This is a genomic window from Enterococcus salsurae (assembly GCF_054784955.1).
This window is the reverse complement of record NZ_BAAHWY010000004.1, coordinates 279,323-301,679: the sequence shown is the minus strand read 5'-3', so window position 1 is coordinate 301,679 and position 22,357 is coordinate 279,323. Positions and strand designations below refer to the sequence as shown.

Below are 22,357 nucleotides of genomic sequence, written 5' to 3'. Positions count from 1 at the left end.
TTAAAATATTACACAAGGAGGTGCCTCTAAGTGAGTCGTATCGGTAATAAGATCGTCGTTCTTCCTGCAGGTGTTGAAGTCAAACAAGCTGGAAACGACATTACAGTTAAAGGACCAAAAGGTGAATTGACACGGACTTTCTCTTCTGATATTACAATGAATATCGAAGGAAGCGAAGTAACATTCACTCGTCCAAACGATAGTAAAGAAATGAAAACTATCCACGGAACTACCCGTGCAAACTTCAACAACATGGTTGTTGGTGTTTCTGAAGGTTTCCAAAAAGCGTTAGAATTGATCGGGGTTGGGTACCGTGCACAATTACAAGGTAAAAAACTTGTATTGAGCGTAGGTTATTCTCACCAAGTTGAAATCGACGCGCCAGCTGGCATTGAAATCGAAGTGCCATCTAACACTTCTGTTATCATCAAAGGAATCGATAAAGAAGTTGTCGGCGAATTGGCTGCCAATATCCGTGGCGTTCGTCCTCCAGAACCTTACAAAGGCAAAGGAATTCGTTATGTTGGCGAATTTGTACGCCGTAAAGAAGGTAAAACTGGTAAATAGTCGTAAACTTTTACGGCTAGCAGCTTAGGCTAGCAAATATAAAGAGGTGACAAATTGTGATTACAAAACCAGATAAAAACAAGACACGTCAAAAAAGACATCGTCGCGTACGTAACAAAATCTCTGGTACTGCTGAGTGCCCACGCTTAAACGTGTTCCGTTCGAACAAAAACATCTACGCACAAGTAATTGATGACGTAGCGGGTGTGACGCTAGCAAGTGCCTCTGCCTTAGACAAAGATGTTTCAGGTGCAAACAAAACTGAACAAGCACAAGCTGTCGGTAAATTAGTCGCAGAACGTGCAGCAGCAAAAGGTATTAAAGTCGTAGTCTTTGACCGTGGTGGATACCTTTACCATGGCCGTGTAGCAGCTTTAGCTGAAGCAGCGCGCGAAAATGGACTAGAATTTTAAGAGAAGGAGGAACACCATTCATGGTTTATATTGATCCAAAACATTTGGAATTAGAAGACCGCGTTGTTGCGATCAACCGTGTTACTAAAGTTGTTAAAGGTGGACGTCGTCTACGCTTTGCTGCTTTAGTCGTTGTCGGTGACAAAAACGGACACGTAGGTTTCGGTACTGGTAAAGCGCAAGAAGTACCAGAAGCAATCCGTAAAGCAATCGAAGATGCGAAGAAAAACTTGGTTGAAGTACCAATGGTTGGTTCTACAATCCCTCACGAAGTTATCGGTGTATTCGGTGGCGGACGTATCCTAATGAAACCTGCTGTAGAAGGTTCTGGGGTCGCTGCTGGTGGACCAGTTCGTGCCGTATTGGAATTAGCTGGGGTAGCAGATATCACATCTAAATCTTTAGGTTCTAACACACCAATCAACGTTGTTCGCGCAACAGTTGAAGGTTTGAAACAATTAAAACGCGCTGAAGAAGTGGCAGCACTTCGCGGCAAATCAGTTGAAGAATTAATCGGTTAAGGAGGACAACATAATGGCTGAATTGAAAATTACTTTAAAACGCAGTATTATCGGACGTCCTCAAAACCAACGCGATACTGTAAAAGCGTTAGGTCTAACGAAAATGAACTCAACAGTTGTAAAACCTGCTAACGATGCAATCAAAGGCATGGTCAACACTGTTTCTCATTTAGTGGACGTTGAAGAAGTCTAAGGATCAGCAGATCTAGTTTGATAAGGAGGTGCCAAACCTATGAAACTTCATGAATTAAAACCATCAGAAGGCTCACGCCAAGTACGTAACCGTGTTGGACGAGGAACTTCATCTGGTAACGGTAAAACAGCTGGACGTGGACAAAAAGGTCAAAAAGCTCGTTCAGGCGGCGGAGTACGTCTAGGATTCGAAGGTGGACAAACACCATTGTTCCGTCGTTTACCAAAACGTGGCTTTACCAATGTAAACCGCAAAGAATATGCAGTCATCAATCTTGATGTCTTAAACCGCTTTGAAGACGGTGCTGAAGTAACACCTGTTGCTTTACACGAAGCTGGAATCGTCAAAGACGAAAAAGCAGGAATCAAAGTATTAGCTAACGGAGAATTAACGAAGAAATTGACTGTGAAAGCAGCGAAATTTTCAAAAGCAGCTGAGGAAGCAATCGTTGCTGCTGGTGGATCAATCGAGGTGATCTAATGATCAAACTATTGAGGGATGCCTTTAAAGTAAAAGATATTAGATCAAGAATTTTGTTCACCGTGTTTATCTTGTTTGTCTTTCGTCTGGGAACACATATTACTGTGCCAGGCGTAGACGCAAGCCGCTTGGCTACTATTGCCGATTTACCATTCTTAAACATGTTGAATCTGGTCAGTGGTGGTGCCATGCAACAATTTTCGATTTTCTCGATGGGGGTCTCACCTTACATCACTGCTTCAATTGTGATCCAGTTGCTGCAGATGGATATCGTACCAAAATTTGTTGAATGGTCTAAGCAAGGGGAAGTCGGTCGTAAGAAATTGAATCAAGCAACCCGTTATTTGACATTGGTTTTGGCGTTTGTCCAATCAATGACATTGACCGCTGGATTTAACTACTACACACAACTGGGCTTCGTAAACAACCCCAACGTGGCTACGTTTATCGTTATTGGTTTGATTCTGACTGCAGGCACGATGTTAGTGACTTGGTTAGGCGAACAAATCACGGAACGTGGTATTGGAAATGGTGTGTCCATGATCATCTTCGCAGGGATCATTTCACGCTTGCCGGCAAGCATCAAAGAGTTGGTTGAAGATTATTTCATTAACGTGGAAAAATCTGATATCTGGCTAAATGCCATCTTTATGCTGATTCTTGTTGTTGCTGTTTTGATCGTCATTACATTTGTAACGTATGTTCAACAAGCGGAACGCAAGATTCCGATCCAATATACCAAACGAGTAGCAGGCGCACCAACAAGCAGTTACCTTCCATTGAAAGTAAATGCTGCGGGTGTTATCCCAGTTATCTTTGCCAGTTCTTTGATCACGACACCAAATGCGATCATTCAAGCATTAGGCAGTTCGTACAAAGGCGAAACATGGTATGACGTTGTTCAAATGATTTTTAGTTATAACACCGTACCGGGTGCGATCGTATATACGGTCTTGATCGTTGCATTTACATTCTTCTACGCATTTGTCCAAGTGAACCCTGAGAAATTAGCGGAAAACTTGCAAAAACAAGGAAGTTATATTCCAAGTGTGCGTCCTGGTAAAGGAACTGAAGAATATGTATCACGCTTATTGATGCGATTAAGTACTGTCGGTTCAGTGTTCTTAGGCTTGGTTGCATTGCTGCCAATCATTGCACAAATGGTTTGGAATTTACCGCAATCGATCGGGTTAGGTGGAACGAGTCTATTGATCATTATCGGTGTAGCTCTGGATACTGCCAAGCAGTTAGAAGGACTTATGCTGAAACGGAAATATACTGGTTTTATCAATTAAAGTTATTGAGGTGTTGAGGATTTCCTCAACACTATTCAAAAACTTACAGGAGGAATTAGAATGAACCTCATTTTAATGGGATTACCTGGTGCCGGAAAAGGTACTCAGGCAGAACGTATCGTTGCTGAATACGGTCTTCCTCATATTTCAACAGGCGATATGTTTCGGGCTGCTATGGCGAACGAAACAGAACTAGGCCTTAAAGCAAAATCATACATGGACCAAGGTGCATTGGTTCCTGATGAGGTAACCAACGGTATCGTCAAAGAACGTTTGGCAGAGCCCGATACGGAGAAAGGCTTCTTATTAGATGGCTTTCCTCGGACATTGGATCAAGCCAAAGCCTTGGACGAGATGTTGAAAGACCTCAACAAAAAGATCGATGCAGTGATTGATATCCATGTTCCTGAAGAAGTTCTTGTAGAACGTTTAGCCGGCCGCTTCATGTGCCGCAATTGTGGGGCAACTTATCATAAATTGTTCAATCCGCCAAAAGTGGAAGGAACTTGTGATCGTTGTGGAAGTCATGACTTCTACCAACGTGAAGATGATAAGCCTGAGACGGTCAAAAATCGTCTAGCTGTCAATATTGAAAGCAGTCAACCAATCTTGTCTTATTATAAAGACCAAGGGTTATTGCAATCAATTGATGGGGATCGCGACATCGATGCTGTCTTCGAAGATGTGCAACACATCATTGACTAATCATAGATTGCCCGAGACCAACTTGCAGCTTAAAACTTTCTCTTGAAACCTTTGACAGGATATGGTAGAATATATCAGTCCGACTTCTACCTTTTTTGTAGGGTGGGAGCATAGTTTGAGAATATCAGGTGGGAACCGCGTTTCCGCCATTTTATCGTGTGAAAATCACAAGTACAAGGAGGTACTGTGCGTGGCAAAAGAAGATATGATTGAAGTCGAAGGTACAGTCGTCGAAACTTTGCCGAATGCAATGTTTAAAGTAGAATTGGAAAACGGACACCAAGTTCTAGCGACCGTTTCTGGTAAAATCCGGATGCACTACATTCGTATATTACCTGGAGATAAAGTAACGGTGGAATTATCACCGTATGATCTGAACCGTGGCCGCATTACTTATCGCTTTAAATAATTGTACTCCGTAAAACCACAGGAGGTATTATCATGAAAGTAAGACCATCAGTAAAACCAATGTGCGAACATTGTAAAGTAATTCGTCGTAAAGGACGCGTTATGGTGATTTGCCCAGCAAATCCAAAACATAAACAACGTCAAGGATAATTGGAGGTGTAACAAATATGGCTCGTATTGCAGGAGTAGATATTCCTCGTGATAAACGTGTGGTCGTTTCACTTACTTATATCTATGGTATTGGTAACACGACTGCAAAACAAATTTTAGCAGACGCAGGTGTTTCTGAAGAAGTTCGCGTTCGTGACTTAACGAATGAACAAACAGACGCTATCCGTGCGGAAATCGATAAATTAAAAGTTGAAGGTGACTTACGTCGCGAAGTGAACTTGAACATCAAACGCTTGATGGAAATTGGTTCATACCGTGGGATCCGTCATCGTCGTGGATTGCCAACTCGTGGACAAAACACGAAAAACAATGCACGTACTCGTAAAGGCCCGTCTAAAACAGTCGCAGGCAAGAAAAAATAATTTCTAAGTGAAGGAGGTTAAACTTCATGGCAGCAAAAAAAGTGAGTCGTAAACGCCGTGTGAAAAAGAATATTGAAGCGGGTATTGCACATATTCACTCAACATTCAATAATACAATCATTATGATCACTGATACTCATGGTAATGCGTTAGCATGGTCATCAGCTGGTTCATTAGGTTTCAAAGGAAGCAAAAAATCTACGCCTTTTGCCGCTCAAATGGCAGCAGAAACAGCTACCAAAGCAGCAATGGAACACGGATTAAGAACTGTAGAAGTAACAGTTAAAGGACCTGGTTCTGGACGTGAAGCAGCAATTCGTTCATTACAAGCAGCAGGTTTGGAAGTGAGTGCAATCCGTGACGTGACGCCAGTCCCTCATAATGGATGCCGCCCTCCAAAACGCCGTCGTGTTTAATGAGTGCTGCTCATTTTGAGTGTAACAAAAACGTCATTGAACAAGACACTTTTCGTTTTGAAAGGGGTAAAAGATAAGAATGATTGAATTCGAAAAACCAAGAATCGCAAAGATTGATGAAGACAAAGATTATGGCAAGTTCATCGTTGAACCTCTAGAAAGAGGCTACGGAACTACACTAGGGAATTCCCTACGTCGTATTTTATTATCTTCTTTACCTGGTGCGGCAATCACCAATATTCAAATCGATGGAGTTTTACACGAATTCTCTACTGTTAAGGGCGTTCGGGAAGACGTTGCTCAAATCATCTTGAATATTAAAGGTCTTGCATTGAAAATGTACGGGGATGAAGAAAAAACCCTGGAAATCGATATTTCTGGACCTGCTACAGTAACTGCTGGCGATATTATCGTTGACAGCGATGTAGAAATCCTTAACAAAGATATGTATATTTGTACCGTTTCTGAAGGTGCCAACTTCCATGCTCGCTTAACAGTGAAACCTGGTCGCGGCTATGTTCAAGCGGACGAAAACAAAAAAGAAGATATGCCGATCGGTGTTCTTCCTGTTGATTCTATCTATACACCAGTACGTCGTGTCAACTACCAAGTAGAAAACACACGTGTAGGCCGTCGTGATGATTTCGACAAATTAACGATGGAAATTTGGACAGATGGTTCTATTGAGCCATTAGAAGCAATGAGTCTTTCTGCAAAAATCATGACCGAACATTTAGACATCTTTGTCAACCTAACAGATGAAGCGAAAAACGCTGAAATCATGGTAGAAAAAGAAGAAACACAAAAAGAAAAAATGTTGGAAATGACGATTGAAGAATTAGATTTATCTGTTCGTTCATATAACTGTCTAAAACGTGCAGGAATCAATACTGTACAAGAATTGACTAACAAATCTGAACCTGAAATGATCAAAGTAAGAAACTTAGGCCGTAAATCTCTAGAAGAAGTCAAAGTGAAATTACATGATTTAGGGTTAGGATTACGTAAAGACGATTAAACCGTTTTCGACTGCGTTAGTTCGGTTCGTTTAACCGAAACAACATTTCGAAAGTGAAGGAGGGAAACCACGTGAGTTATCGTAAACTAGGACGCACATCTAGCCAACGTAAAGCGATGTTGCGTGATTTGACAACTGATTTATTCATTAACGAACGTATCGTTACGACTGAAGCGCGTGCGAAAGAAGTTCGTTCAACTGCAGAAAAAATGATCACTTTAGGTAAACGTGGTGATTTGCATGCACGTCGTCAAGCAGCCGCATTCGTACGTAATGAAGTTGCTAGCGTTCGTGAAGAAAACGAAGAAGTAGTCATTGAATCTGCTTTGCAAAAACTATTCAATGATATCGCTCCTCGTTACACAGATCGCCAAGGCGGATACACACGCATCTTGAAGACAGAACCAAGACGCGGAGATTCTGCACCAATGGTTATCCTAGAACTTGTTTAAAATCACACTTATCATCACTTTATAGATGTTTATTAAGAGTGTTATGATGTTGGAAGATCCTTTCCGAGTCTAGCTCAGCGCATACACCTCGATTTTTCGAGGTGTACGCACTCATCATAAAGTGCTTTTTTTTTACTTTCGATTACCTGTCTTGACAGGTCATGGCAAGTGGAAAAAAGAACTGTCTACAAATCAATGAGAATGATTGAAAATCACCCTCTTTTTTGGTAGTGTTAGAAAGAATCAATCGCATTTGAAGGAGTCTATTATGAAGCCAATCATCGAATTAAAAGAGATTACTGTGCGTTATCATGAAGAAGAAGACCGTGCCGCTTTAAATAAAGTATCATTTTCTATCAATCAAGGAGAATGGGTGGCGTTGATCGGTCATAATGGTTCTGGGAAATCTACATTGGCGAAAACGATCAATGGCTTGATTTTGCCCCAGGAAGGATCCGTTTCTGTAGGCGGTAGGCCTTTGGATGAAGCCAATATCTGGCAAATACGCAAAATGGTCGGTATGGTCTTTCAAAACCCAGATAATCAATTTGTCGGTTCAACTGTTGAAGATGATGTTGCTTTTGGTTTAGAAAACCAAGGTATACCGAGAGAAGAGATGCTGGTACGTGTCAAAGACGCTTTGGAACAAGTACGGATGAGTGAATTTTCTACGCGAGAACCAGCACGTTTATCTGGCGGTCAAAAGCAGCGGGTGGCGATTGCCGGAGTCGTGGCCCTGCGTCCTGATATCATTATTTTGGACGAAGCAACCAGTATGTTGGATCCTGAAGGAAGAGAAGAAGTGATCTCTACCATCAAAAAGATCAAAGAGCAAAACAACTTGACTGTCCTATCCATCACCCACGATATTGATGAAGCAGCCAATGCCAATCGCGTGTTGGTGATGCGAGAAGGGGAATTGGTTCGCGAGGGAACACCAGCAGAAATCTTCTCAGCTGGGCCAGAGTTGATTGGCTTAGGGCTGGATCTGCCTTTTCCTGAAAAATTAAAAGCAGCATTGGCACAGCGGGGGATCCGTGTGCCTAAGGACTATTTGACTGAAGAAGGGATGGTGGATTGGTTATGGACATCCATTTTGAACAAGTAGGCTTCACATATCAGCCGCATTCACCCTTCGAACAACGGGTTCTTTTTGATATTGATCTAACGATCAAGGAAGGTTCATACACGGCGTTGGTCGGCCATACAGGCAGTGGCAAATCGACCTTGCTGCAACATCTGAATGCTTTGTTAAAACCAACCAGTGGTCAAGTAACGATTGGTGAGCGCGTGATCAAGCCAGATACTGACAACAAGAACTTAAAACCGCTGCGTAAAAAAGTGGGTATCGTTTTTCAATTTCCTGAGTCGCAGCTTTTTGAGGAAACCGTTGCTCGAGATATTGCATTTGGTCCTAAAAACTTCGGCGTGACGGAAGAAGAAGCGCAACGATTAGCCAAAGAATATATTCAATTGGTTGGACTAGATGAAAGCTACCTTGATCGCTCTCCATTTGACTTGTCAGGTGGTCAAATGCGTCGAGTGGCCATTGCAGGTGTCCTAGCGATGGAACCTGAGGTGCTCGTGCTGGATGAACCTACAGCAGGGCTAGACCCGCAAGGTCGCAAAGATATGATGGAGATGTTTGAACGGCTCCACAATGAAAAGAATATGACCATCATTTTGGTGACCCATTTGATGGATGATGTAGCCAATTACGCGGATTACGTCTATGTTTTAGAAAAAGGACATATCGTGAAAGAAGGTACCCCAGCAGTTGTCTTTCAAGATATCAAGTGGCTGGAAGAAAAGCAGTTAGGTGTTCCAACCGCGACTGCGTTTGCGGCGCGGTTGCAAGCCAAGGGTATTTCTTTCGACGGCTTGCCGCTGACTGCAGACGAATTGGCGGATGTCCTAGTCGCAAAGGAGGTTGCAGCCAATGATGAATAAATTGATATTTGGCCGTTACATTCCTGGTGACTCTCTGATTCATCGCTTGGACCCAAGGGTCAAATTGATTGCGAGCTTTTACTTCATCGCGATTATTTTTCTGGCCAACAACTGGCAGAGTTATTTACTGGCAGCCGTGTTTACCGTATGTTGTATTGTGCTCTCTAAAATTGATTTTGGCTTCTTTGCCCGAGGCGTACGGCCTTTATTATGGCTGATCTTATTCACTGTCGCATTGCAGATTTTGTTTACGACAGGCGGGACAGTGTATTGGTCATGGTGGATCTTCAATATCACAGAGTATGGGTTGCAAAACGGGGTCTTTATCTTCTGTCGATTTGTCTTGATTATCTTTATGTCGACATTATTGACACTGACCACACAGCCGTTAGAATTGTCGGATGCGATCGAGTATATTTTGCGGCCGCTAAAAGCTGTTCGCTTTCCTGTACACGAGATTTCTCTCATGTTGTCGATTGCATTGCGCTTTGTTCCGACATTGATGGATGAAACTGAGAAAATCATGAATGCACAACGAGCCCGAGGTGTCGACTTCGGTGAAGGCGGACTATTGCAAAAAATGAAAGCCATCGTTCCTTTGTTGATTCCCTTGTTTGTCAGCAGTTTCAATCGAGCAGAAGATTTGGCTACAGCGATGGAAGCCCGTGGCTATCAAGGTGGCGAAGGCCGAACGAAATATCGTGTCTTGCATTGGCATCAACGAGATACATGGGTTGTAGTCGTCTATGCGTGCTTTACGATAGCACTGATTTTTTTAAGAGGCTAAAAACAAAAAAAGGACCGTGGCTGAAGACAATATAGCACAAGTCTGATGAATTGCTGGCACCGTTCATGTTGAATGAAGGGTGGGCGAGGACCTCAGCGCTGCGCATTGTCTAAGCAACGGTTCTTTATTTTTAATGAAATAGGTGAATGACATGGTACGATACAAAGCAACGATTGCGTACGACGGCACCAACTTCCAAGGCTTTCAAAGACAGCCGAACGGACGGACAGTGCAAGAAGAAATTGAAAAAACATTGACCCGCATGAACAATGGTCACCCTATCCAAATCCATGGGTCAGGGCGAACTGATGCAGGGGTCCATGCAGAAGGCCAAGTCATTCATTTCGATTTTCCCCAAACGAGGGTCCTCGAAAAAATGCGCTTCGGTTTAGATACCCAAACACCAGAGGATATAGCAGTCAAAGAAGTGGAAATCGTTGATGACCAGTTCCATGCCCGCTATTTAGTACAGGAAAAGACGTATCAATTTCGCGTCGACATTGGTAAGCCCCGCAGCCCGTTTCGGCGGCATTATGCAAGCTATTTTCCTTACCCATTGGATGTAGAAAAAATCCAACGTGCCTTGCCAGATTTGCTAGGCACCCATGATTTTACCAGCTTTTGTGCAACAGGCGGTTCTGTGGAAGATAAGACGCGTACAATCTATGAAGCAACAATGGCGGTCAATGCTGCTGGGGATGAATTGATATTTACATTTCGCGGAGATGGCTTTCTCTATAAAATGATTCGGATCATGGTAGGGACGTTGCTGAAAATCGGGAACGGACGTATGGCGCCAGACAGCTTGCCAGAGATCATTGCCCAAAAAGACCGCAATGCTGCCGGACCTACAGCGCATCCTGAAGGGTTATATCTGTGGAAAGTATCATATTAGCATAAACAAAGCGGCCATCTTTCAATGAAGGATGGCCGCTTTTTGTGATCGTTACATGTCAACTTTTGATCGTTCTGCAGGTCTTTTTGCTTTATATGCTGCATAGTAAGCGAAAGCAGCAACAGTCATGGATAAAACAATATATAGGAGCCAGCTCCAAAGGATCAATGAACGGTTCGCTATGCCTAAGAGGACAAGTTGACCGATTGGCCCGCCTAACATAACCACTGTCGAGATAAAGCCGCTAACGAGGGCTAGTTGTTTTTCATCGATTTCCCTAATGATATAGGCCGAAAGGCGCGGATTGATTTTACCAATCAAATAACCGACAACAAAGAGCGAGATCATCATCCACCAGCGGTTGCCAATCACTAAGAAATTCAATGCCGCCAGTGCCATCATGACGGAGGTATAACCAATCAATTGAATCAACCCCATTTTAGAAAACCAATCATTGGTGAATAGAGCACCGGCAATCATGCCAATCGATGTGGCGATTCCCGTCATCGCCACTGTATTGCCGTATGAGGCAAACCAAAGATTTGCAGCAGTCAATAAATCAATATTCATCAGCCCGGAGGTACTGGCGGCTAATGTGTTGATCATCAAAGCGAAGAACAATACTTGTCTTAGGAAAGGACCAGCAGTGACCAAATGAAAGGCACTTGTTGTATTTGCAAAAATACGCCCGTGATTCTGGCTCGATGGTGTATGATCGATGAAACAGGGACGATGCAGAAAAATGACAATAGCAGCCAAGAAGAAAGTCAAAGCGTTGATCGCACCGAATAAAGCAAATTGGTGGTCCATGAACACGATTGCCCAGGCACCGATCCCTTGGAAAATAATCTGAATCGTTGTTTGACAAGCCATTTGAAAGCCCATTGCTTGATCCAATGCTGCTGCAGGAACTAAACGTCTGACATAAGGCAATTGTAATCCGCCGCTATAAGCGCCAAGACAATCGGATAAAATATTGATTGCTAAAAGGAGCAAAAATGTAATCAAACTTGGGGGCAACTGGATCAACCAAGCCAAGAGTAAAAACAGCACACCTTGAAACAGCCGACTTGTCATCATCCAGCGTACTTTCCGTTGCGTGCGATCCGCCAAATGACCAGTAACGATTTGTAGTAAGTTAGGCACCAGCATCGCCATTGAGGCCAGTGATACCGCTAGTGTGTTGAAAGGAAGTGTACTGGCATAGATCACAAAAACGATATTGAATAAGCTCATGCCGATCCCGGTTAAGAGGGCAGCGTTGACGAGGGCACGATAGCCTTTGTTGTGCAGATAGACTTGCATTGATTCATCACATCACTTTCTAGTAGTTGTATAGTTAGTATAGATTCCTTTATACTAGGAAGGTAAATCATTCCACTATAGTGGAATGATCTTCGCTGCATCGTCTATTTATTTTAGAAAAGGAGTTTCTCATGGAAGAAGGAAAATTGTTTAAGCAGTTACGCCAAGCGCGGGGATTTACACTGGCCCACTTGTCGGATGACCTGAATAGCCGCTCCTTTATCAGCAAGTTTGAAACTGGCGCATCAAATATTAGTTTGCATCGCTTAGAACATTTATTGGGAAAAATCAATGTTTCCTTCGAGGAATTTTTGTATTTGCGTGCCTTGGATCAAGGAACAGCCCACTTTGAACACGTGCTTTATACACCGATGTACCTGACAAGTGTATTCATAGAACAATTAGATCAAGTACTTGCTATCAATAAAGATGCCTACTCGAGCGCTGAATCCATGCAGCGGGGGATACGACAAATCACAGCGCTAAAAAAAGGGATCGCTGACAAGCAAGGCAGCACCTTCATCTTATTATATGCTGACTTTATCCAGCATACTTTTAAAGTCAATCTTGAGGCAAATGTTGCGCAGACCCAGACAGAGGCGCAGACGCAAAGGGAGCACTTTTTTGAGACCTATCGGATTCGTACCCGCCCTGTCGTTTCATATCTATTGAAAGTCGATGATTGGGGTGTCTATGAGGTGTTGCTGTTTCGCTATTTTCAGTTCTTATTTCCAATTGATACATCCCATCGTCTGTTAAAAACGGCGATTTCTCGAACCCAAAAAGAATCTGGGTTAGCTGTGATGCGAGAAGTACAATTAGATTTGCTGTTCAGCACTTTTAGTACGTTTATCAACTTTCGCCATTTTGAGTGGGCCAAAGAAGCATTGGATTTGGCAGAAGAAATCTTATTCGATCAAGGGGACCTGCTGAATAGCGCCAATTTGCTTTGTTATCAAGGGTGGTATTGGTATATTTTGGGTGATATAGAAAAGGGGATACAAAAGTTTGACCAAGGGTTATCTGTTTTTCGGATTTTGAAACAACCCAAGCAGGTCAGTCTGTGGGAAATGATGTTGAAGAGTGTAAAGAAAAATGCGTTGGATCCAAACAGATATTTGGTGTTTAGATAGAGAAAACCACGGGTATGTCCTAAACATGCCCGTGGTTCTTTATGCTTCAATCTATTTTTCTGAGTCATCTATTTCTACAGCTTGCGCGCGTCGAGACAAGTACTTTGGGTATAACCAAAGAAACAAGATGAACAACGCGATGCAGACAAAGAACAAGCAAACACCTGGTAAGAATCCTTGCGGCAAATAGGTCAGTTTCAGCTGATGCGTCCCACTAGGGATCGTCATACTGATAAAGCCATCTTGGAAGGCTGTGATTGGTACCGATTCACCATCTAAAGTCGCTGACCAGCCCTTATCGTAAGGAATCGTTGTCACCAATTGTTGTTCTGTATCCGTGGTGATCTCAGCTTCCGCACTGCGCTTGCCAACTGTCATCTCAACGCCGCGTTCTTGGATGGCGTTGATGGCTGATTGGTATGCTTGGGTATCCAAGGTCACGACTTGCGGATTCTGGAATGAAATCTCATCTGTACCGTAAAAACTTGCAGTAAATTGTACTGTCGTTGCTTCATCAAAGGTACCTAAATCATAGTATTGTCCATTGATACTGATTTGCGTTTCTCGTTTGATCCCATTGACGGTAACAGTAGCAGATGAACTGTCGAGTTCGCCAAAGTTCGCTGGGTACAAACTGAGATAGGCTTGTGTATGGGCAGGGACTTCTACTTGCCAAGTCACTTCTTTGGCTTCATTAAATGTTTGTTCAGTCAATTTTGTATACATGCCATCATCTGAGATATCCGTATTTTCTGTATGGATCACAGTGATAGGCTGAAAGGAAAAATACGTATAATTGGCGTTTGCCAAACCGTTGATCAAATTGGTTTGACTAGTCAAATTATCATTTGCGGGTTGTTCAATATCCTTGATTGTCGGATCAGCTAAGAAAGCCAGTGGTAAAGCGTTCTTGTTTTCATACAACTTGTAGGCACCTGATTCACTCACACGCTCAAAGCCATATTTTGTCAGGTTTTGTTTTGAAATATTATATTTGATTCCTGTAAATGCATCCATCAGCAACGTATTGTTCAAATAACGTATGTTCAAGTTGGTTCCACGGGACCGAAACCCAAGTTGGTCTAGATAACTGGAAGAATTGCGGTTCCTGATTGAAGAAAACATGCTGACGCCGCTGTAGCCATAATTGATACTATCATTTGAAGAAACTGGATCTAAGTTCTCAAGACGGAAAAAAGTGTCGTTGGCTTCATTCGCTTGGGTAACAAGTGTGCGGATATCATCATAGGGTTCTGTGTACAGACTACGAGAGGCATAATTCCAATCATCCAAAATCCCCCGTAGCATGCCGCTGGTATTGACCGCCATTTCGCCGCAGACGAAGACCAGCATCAACAGGGACACTCTTTTCTGAGAGAGTAAGCCTACTTGTCCAAAGCTGATACACAGAAGATAGAGAATCAGAAAAACGATCGTCAATGCAAACGAAGTGATCGTGACATAGTCGTAACTGTCTGCACCTTTTAAGGCATAGGACAGTGCGAAGACAACAATCGTCGATAATCCAATAATGACAAATAGACCGCGGTCTTTTTGCTGCAACTGTTCCCAGCCATAACCGGCAAGCATGATCACCAAGAATGAAAAGAGATAGGCATAACGAAAAAGAAACATATTAGGCGCATGCATCCCATGCCAAAACAAATTCAACGGTACGATATAAAAACTGGCAATCAAAATGCCGAATAAGCATCCATAAAGCAATTTGTCTTTCAATGGTACTTTTCTTGAAACGAAATACAATATACAGAACAACAATGGTACTAAACCAATGTAGATAAAAGGAATCGATCCGTACTTGGTTGTATCATAGACGCCAACCATGTTCTTCATCACGATATCCAAGACATCGGTCGCTTCAGTTTTAAATTTTGTCACAGTGGTCAAGGCCTCACCATTAGAGTGCAAATCCATAATGGCTGGTAAGACGATGATCATTGAGGCACCACCAGCTAGGAGTGCTGTCAGGCTATATGGAATCACGGCTCCTTTGGCTTGGGTCCAATTGCGTCCCAACTGTACAAGACAGTATAGGACGGAAAAAACACCAATCATGAACCCCATATAAAAACTAGACAAAAATAGCAGCAGATAACTGACAAATAAGAGGAGCGGTTTGCGTTTTTGGATCAATCGATCAATACCCAAAATGACCAGTGGCAAATAGATCATCGCATCCAACCACATGATCAATTCAGAGTGGGCTGTTATGAAAGACATCAACGCATAACATACGGACAAAGTGACATGCTGCCAACGCTGCACTTTGAAAGTTTGACTCGCATAAAACCAAAATGCTAGTCCGGCACTGCCAATCTTGATCAAGGTTAGGAAATACAGCGCATCTGGCATCAACTGGTTTGGAAAGAACAAGACCAGCGGCGTGAAGATCCCGCCCAAATAATAAGATATCAGTGCCAAATAATTCAGACCCAATGAGGCATTCCACGTATAAAAAATACTTTGTTTACCTAAAAGCATATTGCGAAAGCTTGCATGGAAATTTGAAAATTGCGAAAAGGCATCACTAGCCAATACGCTGCGGCTGCTCCCAGGATATATGCCAATCGTTAAATAAATCAGCGCCATGATCAAAAAGGGCAAGAAAAAACTAGCCAGCATATAGCGGCGATGTTCTTTAACAAAAGCTTTGATAGTTTGCACGAATAGTCACCTATTTCTTATGAAGTTTTTTCTTAGTTTAACACAAGTAAATAGATTAAAAAAACAATCGCCTGCTTACTTTAATGAAAACATAAGTGCATCCAAAGAAAAAATGCACAAAAAAAGACCGTTCCTTAGAACGGCCTGAAAAGGTGTGGTTACACGCGCTCAACTTTTCCAGATTTCAAAGCACGAGTTGACACCCAAACTTTTTTAGGTTTTCCGTCAATCATAACGCGAACTTTTTGCAAGTTAGGTTTCACAGTACGTTTTGTCGCATTCATTGCGTGAGAACGATTGTTTCCACTTGTAGTTTTACGTCCAGTAAAGTAACAAACTTTAGCCATGTGGTTATTTCCTCCTTTGCCTTGATGTTGGAGCGCTATTTCAGCTCATACCATCTGAATTTATCATAGAATGCTAAAAAATGCAAGTGTAATTTCCAGGAAACATTGACTTTTCACAGTAAACATTGTAAATTAAACAAGGTCAGAATAGATAAAGTTCTGCTATAACGCCCCTTTTCGTAAGTCACATCCTTTTATTTGCAGTACAGCTATGATAAAATATGTTAAGTAGAAAGATGGGAATTTCCCCTTTAAGGAGGCTATATAATGGCTGTTAAAATTCAAACCTCAGCAGGTATTATTGAAATCAGCAATGAAGTCATCGCGACAGTCGTCGGTGGTGCAGCAACAGATGTATTTGGTATCGTTGGGATGGCCAGCAAGAAACAAATCAAAGATAACATCAATGAAATTTTACGTAAAGAAAATTATGCTCGTGGTGTTGTGATCCGTCAAGAAGAAAACGGCATTGCAGTGGATGTATACACAATCGTCAGCTATGGAACCAAAATTTCCGAAGTTTCCCGCAACGTACAGGAAAAAGTGAAATACAACTTAGAAACCATGCTAGGTGTATCCGCGAATTCGGTCAATGTATTTGTTCAAGGCGTACGTGTACTGCCAGATTAGGCAAGGGATCCGTTCACGGCGGATGATTTTAAGGAGGACTATCTAAGTGAAGGTAACGAATATCAGCGCAAGTCAGTTTCAAGAAATGGTGCAGGCCGGCGCATCTCGTCTACAAGTAAATGCAGAGTTTGTCAACTCATTAAATGTTTTTCCTGTTCCTGATGGCGACACAGGAACCAATATGAACCTATCAATGACAAGCGGTGCCAAAGCAGTATCCGATGCAACATCTGAAAAAGTTGGCGAATTGGCAGCAACACTGTCAAAAGGATTATTGATGGGCGCGCGGGGAAACTCCGGCGTGATTTTGTCACAGCTATTTCGCGGCTTTTCAAAAGCGATCCCGACAGTGGATACAGTCACTGCACCAGAATTGGCACAAGCCTTTACGCATGGCGTTGAAACTGCCTATAAAGCAGTCATGAAACCTGTCGAAGGAACGATTCTGACAGTTGCGCGCATCGCAGCTGAATATGGTGAAAAGAAAGCTCAAACCAGCGATGACTGCGTGGAAGTGATGAAAGCTGTTGTTCACGGTGCCAAACGCGCTTTGGCAAAAACCCCAGATTTATTGCCGGTCTTAAAAGAAGTTGGGGTCGTAGATAGTGGCGGTCAAGGACTGCTGTTTATTTATGAAGGATTCCTAAATGCTTTGAGCGGCGAATATCAAGCGGATGAAGTATTTGAACCGACACCTGCAGCAATGGATGAGATGGTCAATGCGGAACATCACCGCAGTGTCCAAGGACATATGGCGACTGAAGATATTACCTTTGGTTATTGTACTGAAATCATGGTCAAAATCGGTGAAGGGCCTACGGTGGACAGCGATTTTGATTACGATACATTCCGTAATTATTTGAACGAACTAGGTGATTCTCTGCTAGTGGTCAATGATGACGAAATCATCAAAGTCCATGTGCATACTGAACATCCAGGTGAAGTCATGAACTATGGTCAAAAATTCGGTTCATTGGTGAAAATCAAAGTCGACAATATGCGTGTGCAACACGAAACGATTCTAGAACATGACCACCAAACGAACGATACAACGCCTGCACCACGTCCTCGGACACCTTATGCAATCATCGCGATCGCAGCTGGCGAAGGATTGAAACAATTGTTTACAAGCTTAGGTGCTGCCTATGTGATCAGCGGCGGTCAAACGATGAATCCAAGTACAGAAGATATTTTATCTGCTGTCAAAGAAGTCAACGCGGACCAAGTCATCGTCTTGCCAAACAACAAAAACATCTTTATGGCTGCGCAACAAGCAGCTGAAGTGGCAGATGTACCTGTCGCAGTTGTTGAGACGCGGACGATTTCTCAAGGAATGACAGCGATGTTGGCCTTCCACGAGCAAGCAAGTCTTGAGGAAAACAAACAAGCCATGACAGATGTTTTGGCAAGTGTAGCCAGCGGGTCTGTGACCCATGCGATTCGCAATACATCTATTGATGGTATTGAGATCACAGAAGGCGACTTCTTAGGCATGGTGGACGGAAAGATCGTTGTATCCGTACCAGATCGTTTCTCTGCTTCGATGACGACATTGCAAAAAATGATCACAGAAGACACAGAAATCGTGACGATCATGATCGGTGAAGAAGGCAAAGCCAAAGAAGCAAACAAAATCGAAGAAGCGATTCTAGCATTACACCCAGAGATCGAAGTGGAAATCCATCAAGGAGATCAACCAGTCTATCCGTATCTCTTCTCAGCAGAATAATCAAAATAGGCAGGCGGGGGCAAAAATCGAACAAACGATTTTTGTCCTCGCTTTTTCGTATCATTGCATCAATCGCGATCAGCGAAGTGCTCTATGAAGGCAACGAACAACACATGAAAGGAGAATCGTATGTTAAAGCAGCCATTGACCGTGCTGAAAGGTGTCGGTGAAAAGCGCGCCCAGGATCTTGCTAGTCTAGGCATTGAAACCATCGAAGACTTGCTGAAATATTATCCTTTTCGCTATGAAGATATTCAAGAGCGACAATTGGCAGAAATCCAAGATCAAGAAAAAGTAACGATCAAAGGCATTGTCGTTTCCCCGCCCGTAGTCAATCGATTTGGCTATAAGAAGAGCCGTCTGCAATTTCGTATGATGCAAGACCACGATGTCTTCAATGTTTCTTTTTTTAATCAACCTTATCTAAAAGACAAAGTAGAATTATCGGAAGAGATTGCGGTATATGGCAAATGGGATGCCAAACGCAAAGCGCTGACTGGCATGAAAATCATTGGCAGCAAAAGCAGTGAAGAGTTTGCACCAATTTATCATGTCAATAAATCGGTGCGCCAAAGCGTCTTGATCGAACTGATCAAGCAAGCATTTACGGACTTTGGCGACCAAATCCCGGAAATCTTGCCGCAAACTTTGATCGATAAGTATCGTTTGATGCGTCGCGACGCTGCCATGTTTGCCATGCATTTTCCTAAGCAGCCCCAAGACAGCCATCAAGCCAAGCGCAGAGTCATTTTTGAAGAATTCTTCTTATTTCAAATGCAGATCCAAGGCTTGAAACGCAGTGAGAAAGATGCAAAGAATGGGGTAGTCATCGATTATGATGTCCAACGGCTCAAAACATTTACCCGCCAGTTGCCTTTCGAACTAACAAATGCCCAAAAACGAGTCACCAATGAAATCTGCCATGATTTGAAGAGTCCGCAACATATGCAGCGCTTATTGCAAGGCGATGTAGGAAGTGGCAAAACCGTCGTTGCTGCGATCGCCTTATACGCCACGATGACTGCTGGATTTCAAGGGGCATTGATGGTGCCAACCGAGATTTTGGCGCAACAGCATCTGGAGAGCCTCAATCAGTTGTTCGATCCGTTAGAAGTTCGGACAGCACTGTTGACAGGATCGACTAAGACCAAAGAACGACGGGCGATCCTTGCTGCGTTAGCAGCCGGCGAGATCGATATCGTTGTTGGCACTCATGCGCTGATCCAAGAAGGCGTTGACTTTGCTCATTTGGGTTTAGTGATCACAGACGAACAGCATCGATTCGGTGTCAATCAACGAAAAGTTTTGCGAGAGAAAGGCTATGCGCCAGATGTTTTATTTATGACCGCTACCCCAATTCCGCGGACATTAGCGATCACTGCCTATGGTGAAATGGATGTTTCGATCATTGATGAAATGCCCGCTGGACGAATACCCGTCGAAACCCGCTGGATCAGACCACCTCAATTTGACGCTATCTTAGAATGGGCACAAAGAGAACTTTCCGCAGGACATCAGATGTATGTGATTTGTCCGCTGATTGAAGAATCTGAAATGCTGGACGTCAAAAATGCGACAGAAATTTATGAACAATTGCAAAGTTACTATGCACCGACCTATCAAGTGGGAATGCTGCATGGCAAAATGAAAAATGACGAAAAAGATGCAATCATGGCTGCTTTCAAAGAAAATGAGACGCAGATTTTGGTGTCCACGACCGTCATCGAAGTCGGTGTCAATGTACCAAATGCGACAGTGATGCTGATCATTGATGCCGATCGGTTTGGTTTGGCACAGTTGCATCAACTGCGGGGGCGCGTTGGTCGTGGGGCAGATGCCTCTTATTGTATTTTGATCGCCAATCCTAAGAATGAAACAGGGGTGGCCAGAATGACGATCATGACTGAAACCGCCAATGGCTTTATCGTCAGTGAAAAAGATTTGGCATTGCGTGGTCCGGGAGAAGTCTTCGGAAACCGTCAGTCAGGATTGCCAGAATTTGCTGCAGCGGATCTGGTGGCGGATGCCCATATTTTAGAAGTCGCCCAAGTAGAAGCCACTGCGCTTTGGCAAAAAAAGAATTGGCAAGTATTGCCAGAATATCAGCCGTTAGCTGCATATTTGGCTGCACAAAAAGCCGATAAACAATTTTTTGATTGATAAATTATGCTATACTAATGAAGAAAATGAAGGGAGTGGCAACGACATGCGAATTGCCGTCGATGCAATGGGTGGAGATAACGCCCCAAAAGCCATCGTGGAAGGTGTCATGCTGGCAAAAAAAGACTTTCCAGATATTGCGTTTCAATTATATGGAAAAGAAAATGAGATCAGAAAATATGTGACAGATGAAAGTCAGATCACAATTATTCATACCGATGAAAAAATCAATAGCGATGATGAACCCGTCAAAGCGATTCGACGGAAAAAAACAGCTTCAATGGTACTAGCAGCACAAGCAGTCAAAGAAGGACGAGCAGATGCGATTTTTTCTGCCGGCAACACCGGCGCGCTGTTAGCAGCAGGTCTGTTCATCGTTGGACGTATCAAAGGGATCGATCGACCTGGATTGATGTCAACGATGCCTGTGATTGGTAAAGATGCCGGGTTTGATATGCTGGATCTAGGTGCGAATGCAGACAACAAACCAGAACATTTGGTTAACTATGCAGTGTTAGGTTCTTTCTATGCACAAAAAGTGCGCGGCATCAATACCCCGCGTGTAGGCCTTTTAAATAATGGGACAGAAGAAACCAAAGGCAGTGAATTAACGAAGAAAGCTTTTGAATTGCTTTCTGCAGAACCGTCGATCCATTTTATTGGCAACGTTGAGGCGAGAGAGTTACTGAATGGCGCAGCAGATGTTGTTGTGACGGATGGCTTCACTGGGAATGCAGTCTTAAAATCAATTGAAGGCACAGCCTTGAATTTGATGGGCTTATTGAAATCTTCGATCATGGATGCTGGCATCAAAGGTAAGGTAGGTGCTGTATTATTGAAAGATGCCTTGCGAAATGTCAAAAATGAGATGGATTACGCCAAACATGGCGGTGCTGTTCTCTTTGGGTTAAAGGCCCCAGTCATCAAGACCCACGGCTCTACGGGGCCAGAAGCGGTTGCGTATACCATCAAACAAATCCATGCGATGCTTGCAACAGATGTCGTTGCGCAATTGGTGGCGCATTATGAATCAAACACAGCAACGTCAGCTTCGCAATCGGAATGACATCGTTGTAACAAAATTGCAAAAAAAGCCTAGACAAATGCATGGGAAAGCAGTACAATGTTTCTTAGCCATTCTATGTTTTGTGCAAACGCGTGGAGGTGAAGCCAGTTGACACGAGATGAAGTATTCAAGAAAGTAGCAGTCGTGATCGCCAATCATTTTGAGATTGATGCCGAGAACGTGACGGATACAATGAGCATTAAAGACGACTTGAACGCTGATTCGATCAGTGTGATGGAATTCGTCCTAGAACTAGAAGATGAATTTGGTACCGAAATTTCAGATGAAGATGCCGAGCAGATCGAAACAGTCGGTGGAGCGGTTGATTATATTTCAAGCCATCTTGCTTAAGACAGTTTAAAAGAGCTAAGTCCTAGATGACTTGGCTCTTTCTTTATCCTTTTTTCTTCAATAAGGGAGCCTTTATTATAGTGTTTCACGACTTGATTGATGAGATTGAAAAGTTGACATGGCAATGATGTAAGACTATTGTAAGTATTCTGAAAATTCAGTGTTTTTATTTTTGTAGGGCTTGCATTATTAGAATCATTTCTATATAATTATTAAGAATATATTATACATTGTTAAGAAAGCTTTCGGAATTCATTCGTTTATTCCTAGTTTTTTATTAGCACGTGCACGTCATTTTAGAAAGTAGAGAGGGGTATT

Annotated in this window: 26 protein-coding genes; 23 read left to right on the top strand and 3 right to left on the bottom strand. The window is 42.9% G+C overall.

From position 1 onward, the window contains the following. Positions 1 to 30: 30 nt before the first annotated feature. The 17 genes from rplF (at position 31) to truA (ending at position 10,633) form a co-directional block, all read left to right on the top strand. The gene (gene rplF, locus ACYVRS_RS11575; protein WP_054115706.1) at positions 31 to 567 is read left to right on the top strand and encodes a 50S ribosomal protein L6; all 537 of its coding nucleotides are present in this window, start codon (positions 31 to 33) and stop codon (positions 565 to 567) included. A 56-nt stretch (positions 568 to 623) separates the two neighbouring features. Continuing rightward, positions 624 to 980 carry a 50S ribosomal protein L18 gene (rplR, locus tag ACYVRS_RS11570; protein WP_054115707.1) on the top strand — a complete coding sequence of 119 codons (357 nt, stop codon included), beginning with the start codon at positions 624 to 626 and terminating at the stop codon, positions 978 to 980. A 20-nt stretch (positions 981 to 1,000) separates the two neighbouring features. Continuing rightward, positions 1,001 to 1,501 (top strand): 30S ribosomal protein S5, encoded by a 501-nt coding sequence (gene rpsE, locus ACYVRS_RS11565; RefSeq protein ID WP_003128014.1) that lies wholly within the window; start codon positions 1,001 to 1,003, stop codon positions 1,499 to 1,501. Positions 1,502 to 1,514: 13 nt separating this feature from the next. Next, positions 1,515 to 1,694: a 50S ribosomal protein L30 gene (rpmD, locus tag ACYVRS_RS11560; RefSeq protein ID WP_054115708.1), complete on the top strand. Its 180-nt coding sequence runs from the start codon at positions 1,515 to 1,517 to the stop codon at positions 1,692 to 1,694. A gap of 39 nt (positions 1,695 to 1,733) precedes the next feature. Further along, on the top strand, positions 1,734 to 2,174 hold the full coding sequence (rplO, locus tag ACYVRS_RS11555) for a 50S ribosomal protein L15 (RefSeq protein WP_003128016.1): 441 nt from the start codon (positions 1,734 to 1,736) through the stop codon (positions 2,172 to 2,174). Next, on the top strand, positions 2,174 to 3,469 hold the full coding sequence (secY, locus tag ACYVRS_RS11550; RefSeq protein ID WP_312498075.1) for a preprotein translocase subunit SecY: 1,296 nt from the start codon (positions 2,174 to 2,176) through the stop codon (positions 3,467 to 3,469). The genes rplO and secY overlap by 1 nt, the downstream gene beginning before the upstream one ends. A 60-nt stretch (positions 3,470 to 3,529) precedes the next feature. Next, positions 3,530 to 4,174 carry an adenylate kinase gene (locus ACYVRS_RS11545; RefSeq protein ID WP_054115710.1) on the top strand — a complete coding sequence of 215 codons (645 nt, stop codon included), beginning with the start codon at positions 3,530 to 3,532 and terminating at the stop codon, positions 4,172 to 4,174. Positions 4,175 to 4,364: 190 nt separating this feature from the next. Further along, positions 4,365 to 4,583, top strand: coding sequence for a translation initiation factor IF-1 (gene infA / locus ACYVRS_RS11540; RefSeq protein ID WP_002288695.1), 219 nt, complete (start codon positions 4,365 to 4,367; stop codon positions 4,581 to 4,583). 32 nt (positions 4,584 to 4,615) lie between these two features. Further along, positions 4,616 to 4,732: a 50S ribosomal protein L36 gene (rpmJ, locus tag ACYVRS_RS11535; protein ID WP_002288710.1), complete on the top strand. Its 117-nt coding sequence runs from the start codon at positions 4,616 to 4,618 to the stop codon at positions 4,730 to 4,732. 17 nt (positions 4,733 to 4,749) lie between these two features. After that, positions 4,750 to 5,115: a 30S ribosomal protein S13 gene (gene rpsM, locus ACYVRS_RS11530; RefSeq protein WP_054115711.1), complete on the top strand. Its 366-nt coding sequence runs from the start codon at positions 4,750 to 4,752 to the stop codon at positions 5,113 to 5,115. A gap of 26 nt (positions 5,116 to 5,141) precedes the next feature. Next, positions 5,142 to 5,531: a 30S ribosomal protein S11 gene (gene rpsK, locus ACYVRS_RS11525; RefSeq protein WP_054115712.1), complete on the top strand. Its 390-nt coding sequence runs from the start codon at positions 5,142 to 5,144 to the stop codon at positions 5,529 to 5,531. 79 nt (positions 5,532 to 5,610) lie between these two features. Next, entirely contained in the window at positions 5,611 to 6,549 is a 939-nt protein-coding gene (locus tag ACYVRS_RS11520; RefSeq protein ID WP_054115713.1) for a DNA-directed RNA polymerase subunit alpha, read from the top strand. 71 nt (positions 6,550 to 6,620) lie between these two features. Continuing rightward, on the top strand, positions 6,621 to 7,001 hold the full coding sequence (gene rplQ, locus ACYVRS_RS11515) for a 50S ribosomal protein L17 (protein WP_054115714.1): 381 nt from the start codon (positions 6,621 to 6,623) through the stop codon (positions 6,999 to 7,001). Between the two features lie 268 nt (positions 7,002 to 7,269). After that, positions 7,270 to 8,109: an energy-coupling factor ABC transporter ATP-binding protein gene (locus ACYVRS_RS11510; protein WP_312498078.1), complete on the top strand. Its 840-nt coding sequence runs from the start codon at positions 7,270 to 7,272 to the stop codon at positions 8,107 to 8,109. Then, positions 8,085 to 8,951 carry an energy-coupling factor ABC transporter ATP-binding protein gene (locus ACYVRS_RS11505; RefSeq protein ID WP_461198719.1) on the top strand — a complete coding sequence of 289 codons (867 nt, stop codon included), beginning with the start codon at positions 8,085 to 8,087 and terminating at the stop codon, positions 8,949 to 8,951. Before ACYVRS_RS11510 ends, ACYVRS_RS11505 begins: the two co-directional genes overlap by 25 nt. Beyond that, the gene (locus ACYVRS_RS11500) at positions 8,941 to 9,738 is read left to right on the top strand and encodes an energy-coupling factor transporter transmembrane component T family protein (RefSeq protein WP_054115717.1); all 798 of its coding nucleotides are present in this window, start codon (positions 8,941 to 8,943) and stop codon (positions 9,736 to 9,738) included. Before ACYVRS_RS11505 ends, ACYVRS_RS11500 begins: the two co-directional genes overlap by 11 nt. Before the next feature lie 151 nt (positions 9,739 to 9,889). Next, positions 9,890 to 10,633 (top strand): tRNA pseudouridine(38-40) synthase TruA, encoded by a 744-nt coding sequence (gene truA / locus ACYVRS_RS11495; protein WP_461203392.1) that lies wholly within the window; start codon positions 9,890 to 9,892, stop codon positions 10,631 to 10,633. A gap of 51 nt (positions 10,634 to 10,684) precedes the next feature. Here truA and ACYVRS_RS11490 read toward each other — a convergent pair whose 3' ends face one another. Continuing rightward, on the bottom strand, positions 10,685 to 11,938 hold the full coding sequence (locus tag ACYVRS_RS11490; protein WP_461198722.1) for an MFS transporter: 1,254 nt from the start codon (positions 11,936 to 11,938) through the stop codon (positions 10,685 to 10,687). Positions 11,939 to 12,069: 131 nt separating this feature from the next. Here ACYVRS_RS11490 and ACYVRS_RS11485 point away from each other — a divergent pair, with 131 nt between their 5' ends. Then, positions 12,070 to 13,071, top strand: a complete 1,002-nt coding sequence (locus ACYVRS_RS11485; protein ID WP_461203391.1) for a helix-turn-helix domain-containing protein — start codon at positions 12,070 to 12,072, stop codon at positions 13,069 to 13,071. A gap of 51 nt (positions 13,072 to 13,122) precedes the next feature. Here ACYVRS_RS11485 and ACYVRS_RS11480 read toward each other — a convergent pair whose 3' ends face one another. After that, a complete protein-coding gene (locus ACYVRS_RS11480; RefSeq protein WP_461198724.1) occupies positions 13,123 to 15,756 on the bottom strand; it encodes a YfhO family protein in 2,634 nt (877 codons plus the stop codon). 158 nt (positions 15,757 to 15,914) lie between these two features. After that, complete coding sequence (gene rpmB, locus ACYVRS_RS11475) at positions 15,915 to 16,103, bottom strand: 50S ribosomal protein L28 (RefSeq protein WP_003128045.1); 189 nt, start codon at positions 16,101 to 16,103, stop codon at positions 15,915 to 15,917. Positions 16,104 to 16,370: 267 nt separating this feature from the next. On the opposite strand from rpmB, the gene ACYVRS_RS11470 reads away from it, so the two are divergent. From ACYVRS_RS11470 to acpP, 5 genes are all read left to right on the top strand, one after another. Continuing rightward, on the top strand, positions 16,371 to 16,733 hold the full coding sequence (locus tag ACYVRS_RS11470; RefSeq protein ID WP_054115722.1) for an Asp23/Gls24 family envelope stress response protein: 363 nt from the start codon (positions 16,371 to 16,373) through the stop codon (positions 16,731 to 16,733). A gap of 46 nt (positions 16,734 to 16,779) precedes the next feature. Then, positions 16,780 to 18,462, top strand: a complete 1,683-nt coding sequence (locus ACYVRS_RS11465; protein WP_313537623.1) for a DAK2 domain-containing protein — start codon at positions 16,780 to 16,782, stop codon at positions 18,460 to 18,462. Positions 18,463 to 18,591: 129 nt separating this feature from the next. Next, a complete protein-coding gene (gene recG / locus ACYVRS_RS11460) occupies positions 18,592 to 20,622 on the top strand; it encodes an ATP-dependent DNA helicase RecG (RefSeq protein ID WP_313537620.1) in 2,031 nt (676 codons plus the stop codon). A gap of 46 nt (positions 20,623 to 20,668) precedes the next feature. Next, positions 20,669 to 21,688: a phosphate acyltransferase PlsX gene (plsX, locus tag ACYVRS_RS11455; protein WP_461198726.1), complete on the top strand. Its 1,020-nt coding sequence runs from the start codon at positions 20,669 to 20,671 to the stop codon at positions 21,686 to 21,688. A 108-nt stretch (positions 21,689 to 21,796) separates the two neighbouring features. After that, positions 21,797 to 22,039 carry an acyl carrier protein gene (gene acpP / locus ACYVRS_RS11450; protein ID WP_005227129.1) on the top strand — a complete coding sequence of 81 codons (243 nt, stop codon included), beginning with the start codon at positions 21,797 to 21,799 and terminating at the stop codon, positions 22,037 to 22,039. Positions 22,040 to 22,357 lie beyond the last annotated feature (318 nt).

Coding starts and splice junctions, on each gene's coding strand:
- ACYVRS_RS11520 (WP_054115713.1), top strand. CDS start 5,611: ATGATTGAATTCGAAAAACCAAGAATCGCAAAGATTGATGAAGACAAA.
- ACYVRS_RS11545 (WP_054115710.1), top strand. CDS start 3,530: ATGAACCTCATTTTAATGGGATTACCTGGTGCCGGAAAAGGTACTCAG.
- plsX (WP_461198726.1), top strand. CDS start 20,669: ATGCGAATTGCCGTCGATGCAATGGGTGGAGATAACGCCCCAAAAGCC.
- rpsK (WP_054115712.1), top strand. CDS start 5,142: ATGGCAGCAAAAAAAGTGAGTCGTAAACGCCGTGTGAAAAAGAATATT.
- ACYVRS_RS11505 (WP_461198719.1), top strand. CDS start 8,085: ATGGACATCCATTTTGAACAAGTAGGCTTCACATATCAGCCGCATTCA.
- ACYVRS_RS11485 (WP_461203391.1), top strand. CDS start 12,070: ATGGAAGAAGGAAAATTGTTTAAGCAGTTACGCCAAGCGCGGGGATTT.
- truA (WP_461203392.1), top strand. CDS start 9,890: ATGGTACGATACAAAGCAACGATTGCGTACGACGGCACCAACTTCCAA.
- rpmD (WP_054115708.1), top strand. CDS start 1,515: ATGGCTGAATTGAAAATTACTTTAAAACGCAGTATTATCGGACGTCCT.
- rpsE (WP_003128014.1), top strand. CDS start 1,001: ATGGTTTATATTGATCCAAAACATTTGGAATTAGAAGACCGCGTTGTT.
- rpmB (WP_003128045.1), bottom strand. CDS start 16,103: ATGGCTAAAGTTTGTTACTTTACTGGACGTAAAACTACAAGTGGAAAC.
- ACYVRS_RS11500 (WP_054115717.1), top strand. CDS start 8,941: ATGATGAATAAATTGATATTTGGCCGTTACATTCCTGGTGACTCTCTG.
- secY (WP_312498075.1), top strand. CDS start 2,174: ATGATCAAACTATTGAGGGATGCCTTTAAAGTAAAAGATATTAGATCA.
- rpsM (WP_054115711.1), top strand. CDS start 4,750: ATGGCTCGTATTGCAGGAGTAGATATTCCTCGTGATAAACGTGTGGTC.
- rplO (WP_003128016.1), top strand. CDS start 1,734: ATGAAACTTCATGAATTAAAACCATCAGAAGGCTCACGCCAAGTACGT.
- rpmJ (WP_002288710.1), top strand. CDS start 4,616: ATGAAAGTAAGACCATCAGTAAAACCAATGTGCGAACATTGTAAAGTA.
- ACYVRS_RS11470 (WP_054115722.1), top strand. CDS start 16,371: ATGGCTGTTAAAATTCAAACCTCAGCAGGTATTATTGAAATCAGCAAT.
- ACYVRS_RS11510 (WP_312498078.1), top strand. CDS start 7,270: ATGAAGCCAATCATCGAATTAAAAGAGATTACTGTGCGTTATCATGAA.
- ACYVRS_RS11490 (WP_461198722.1), bottom strand. CDS start 11,938: ATGCAAGTCTATCTGCACAACAAAGGCTATCGTGCCCTCGTCAACGCT.
- recG (WP_313537620.1), top strand. CDS start 18,592: ATGTTAAAGCAGCCATTGACCGTGCTGAAAGGTGTCGGTGAAAAGCGC.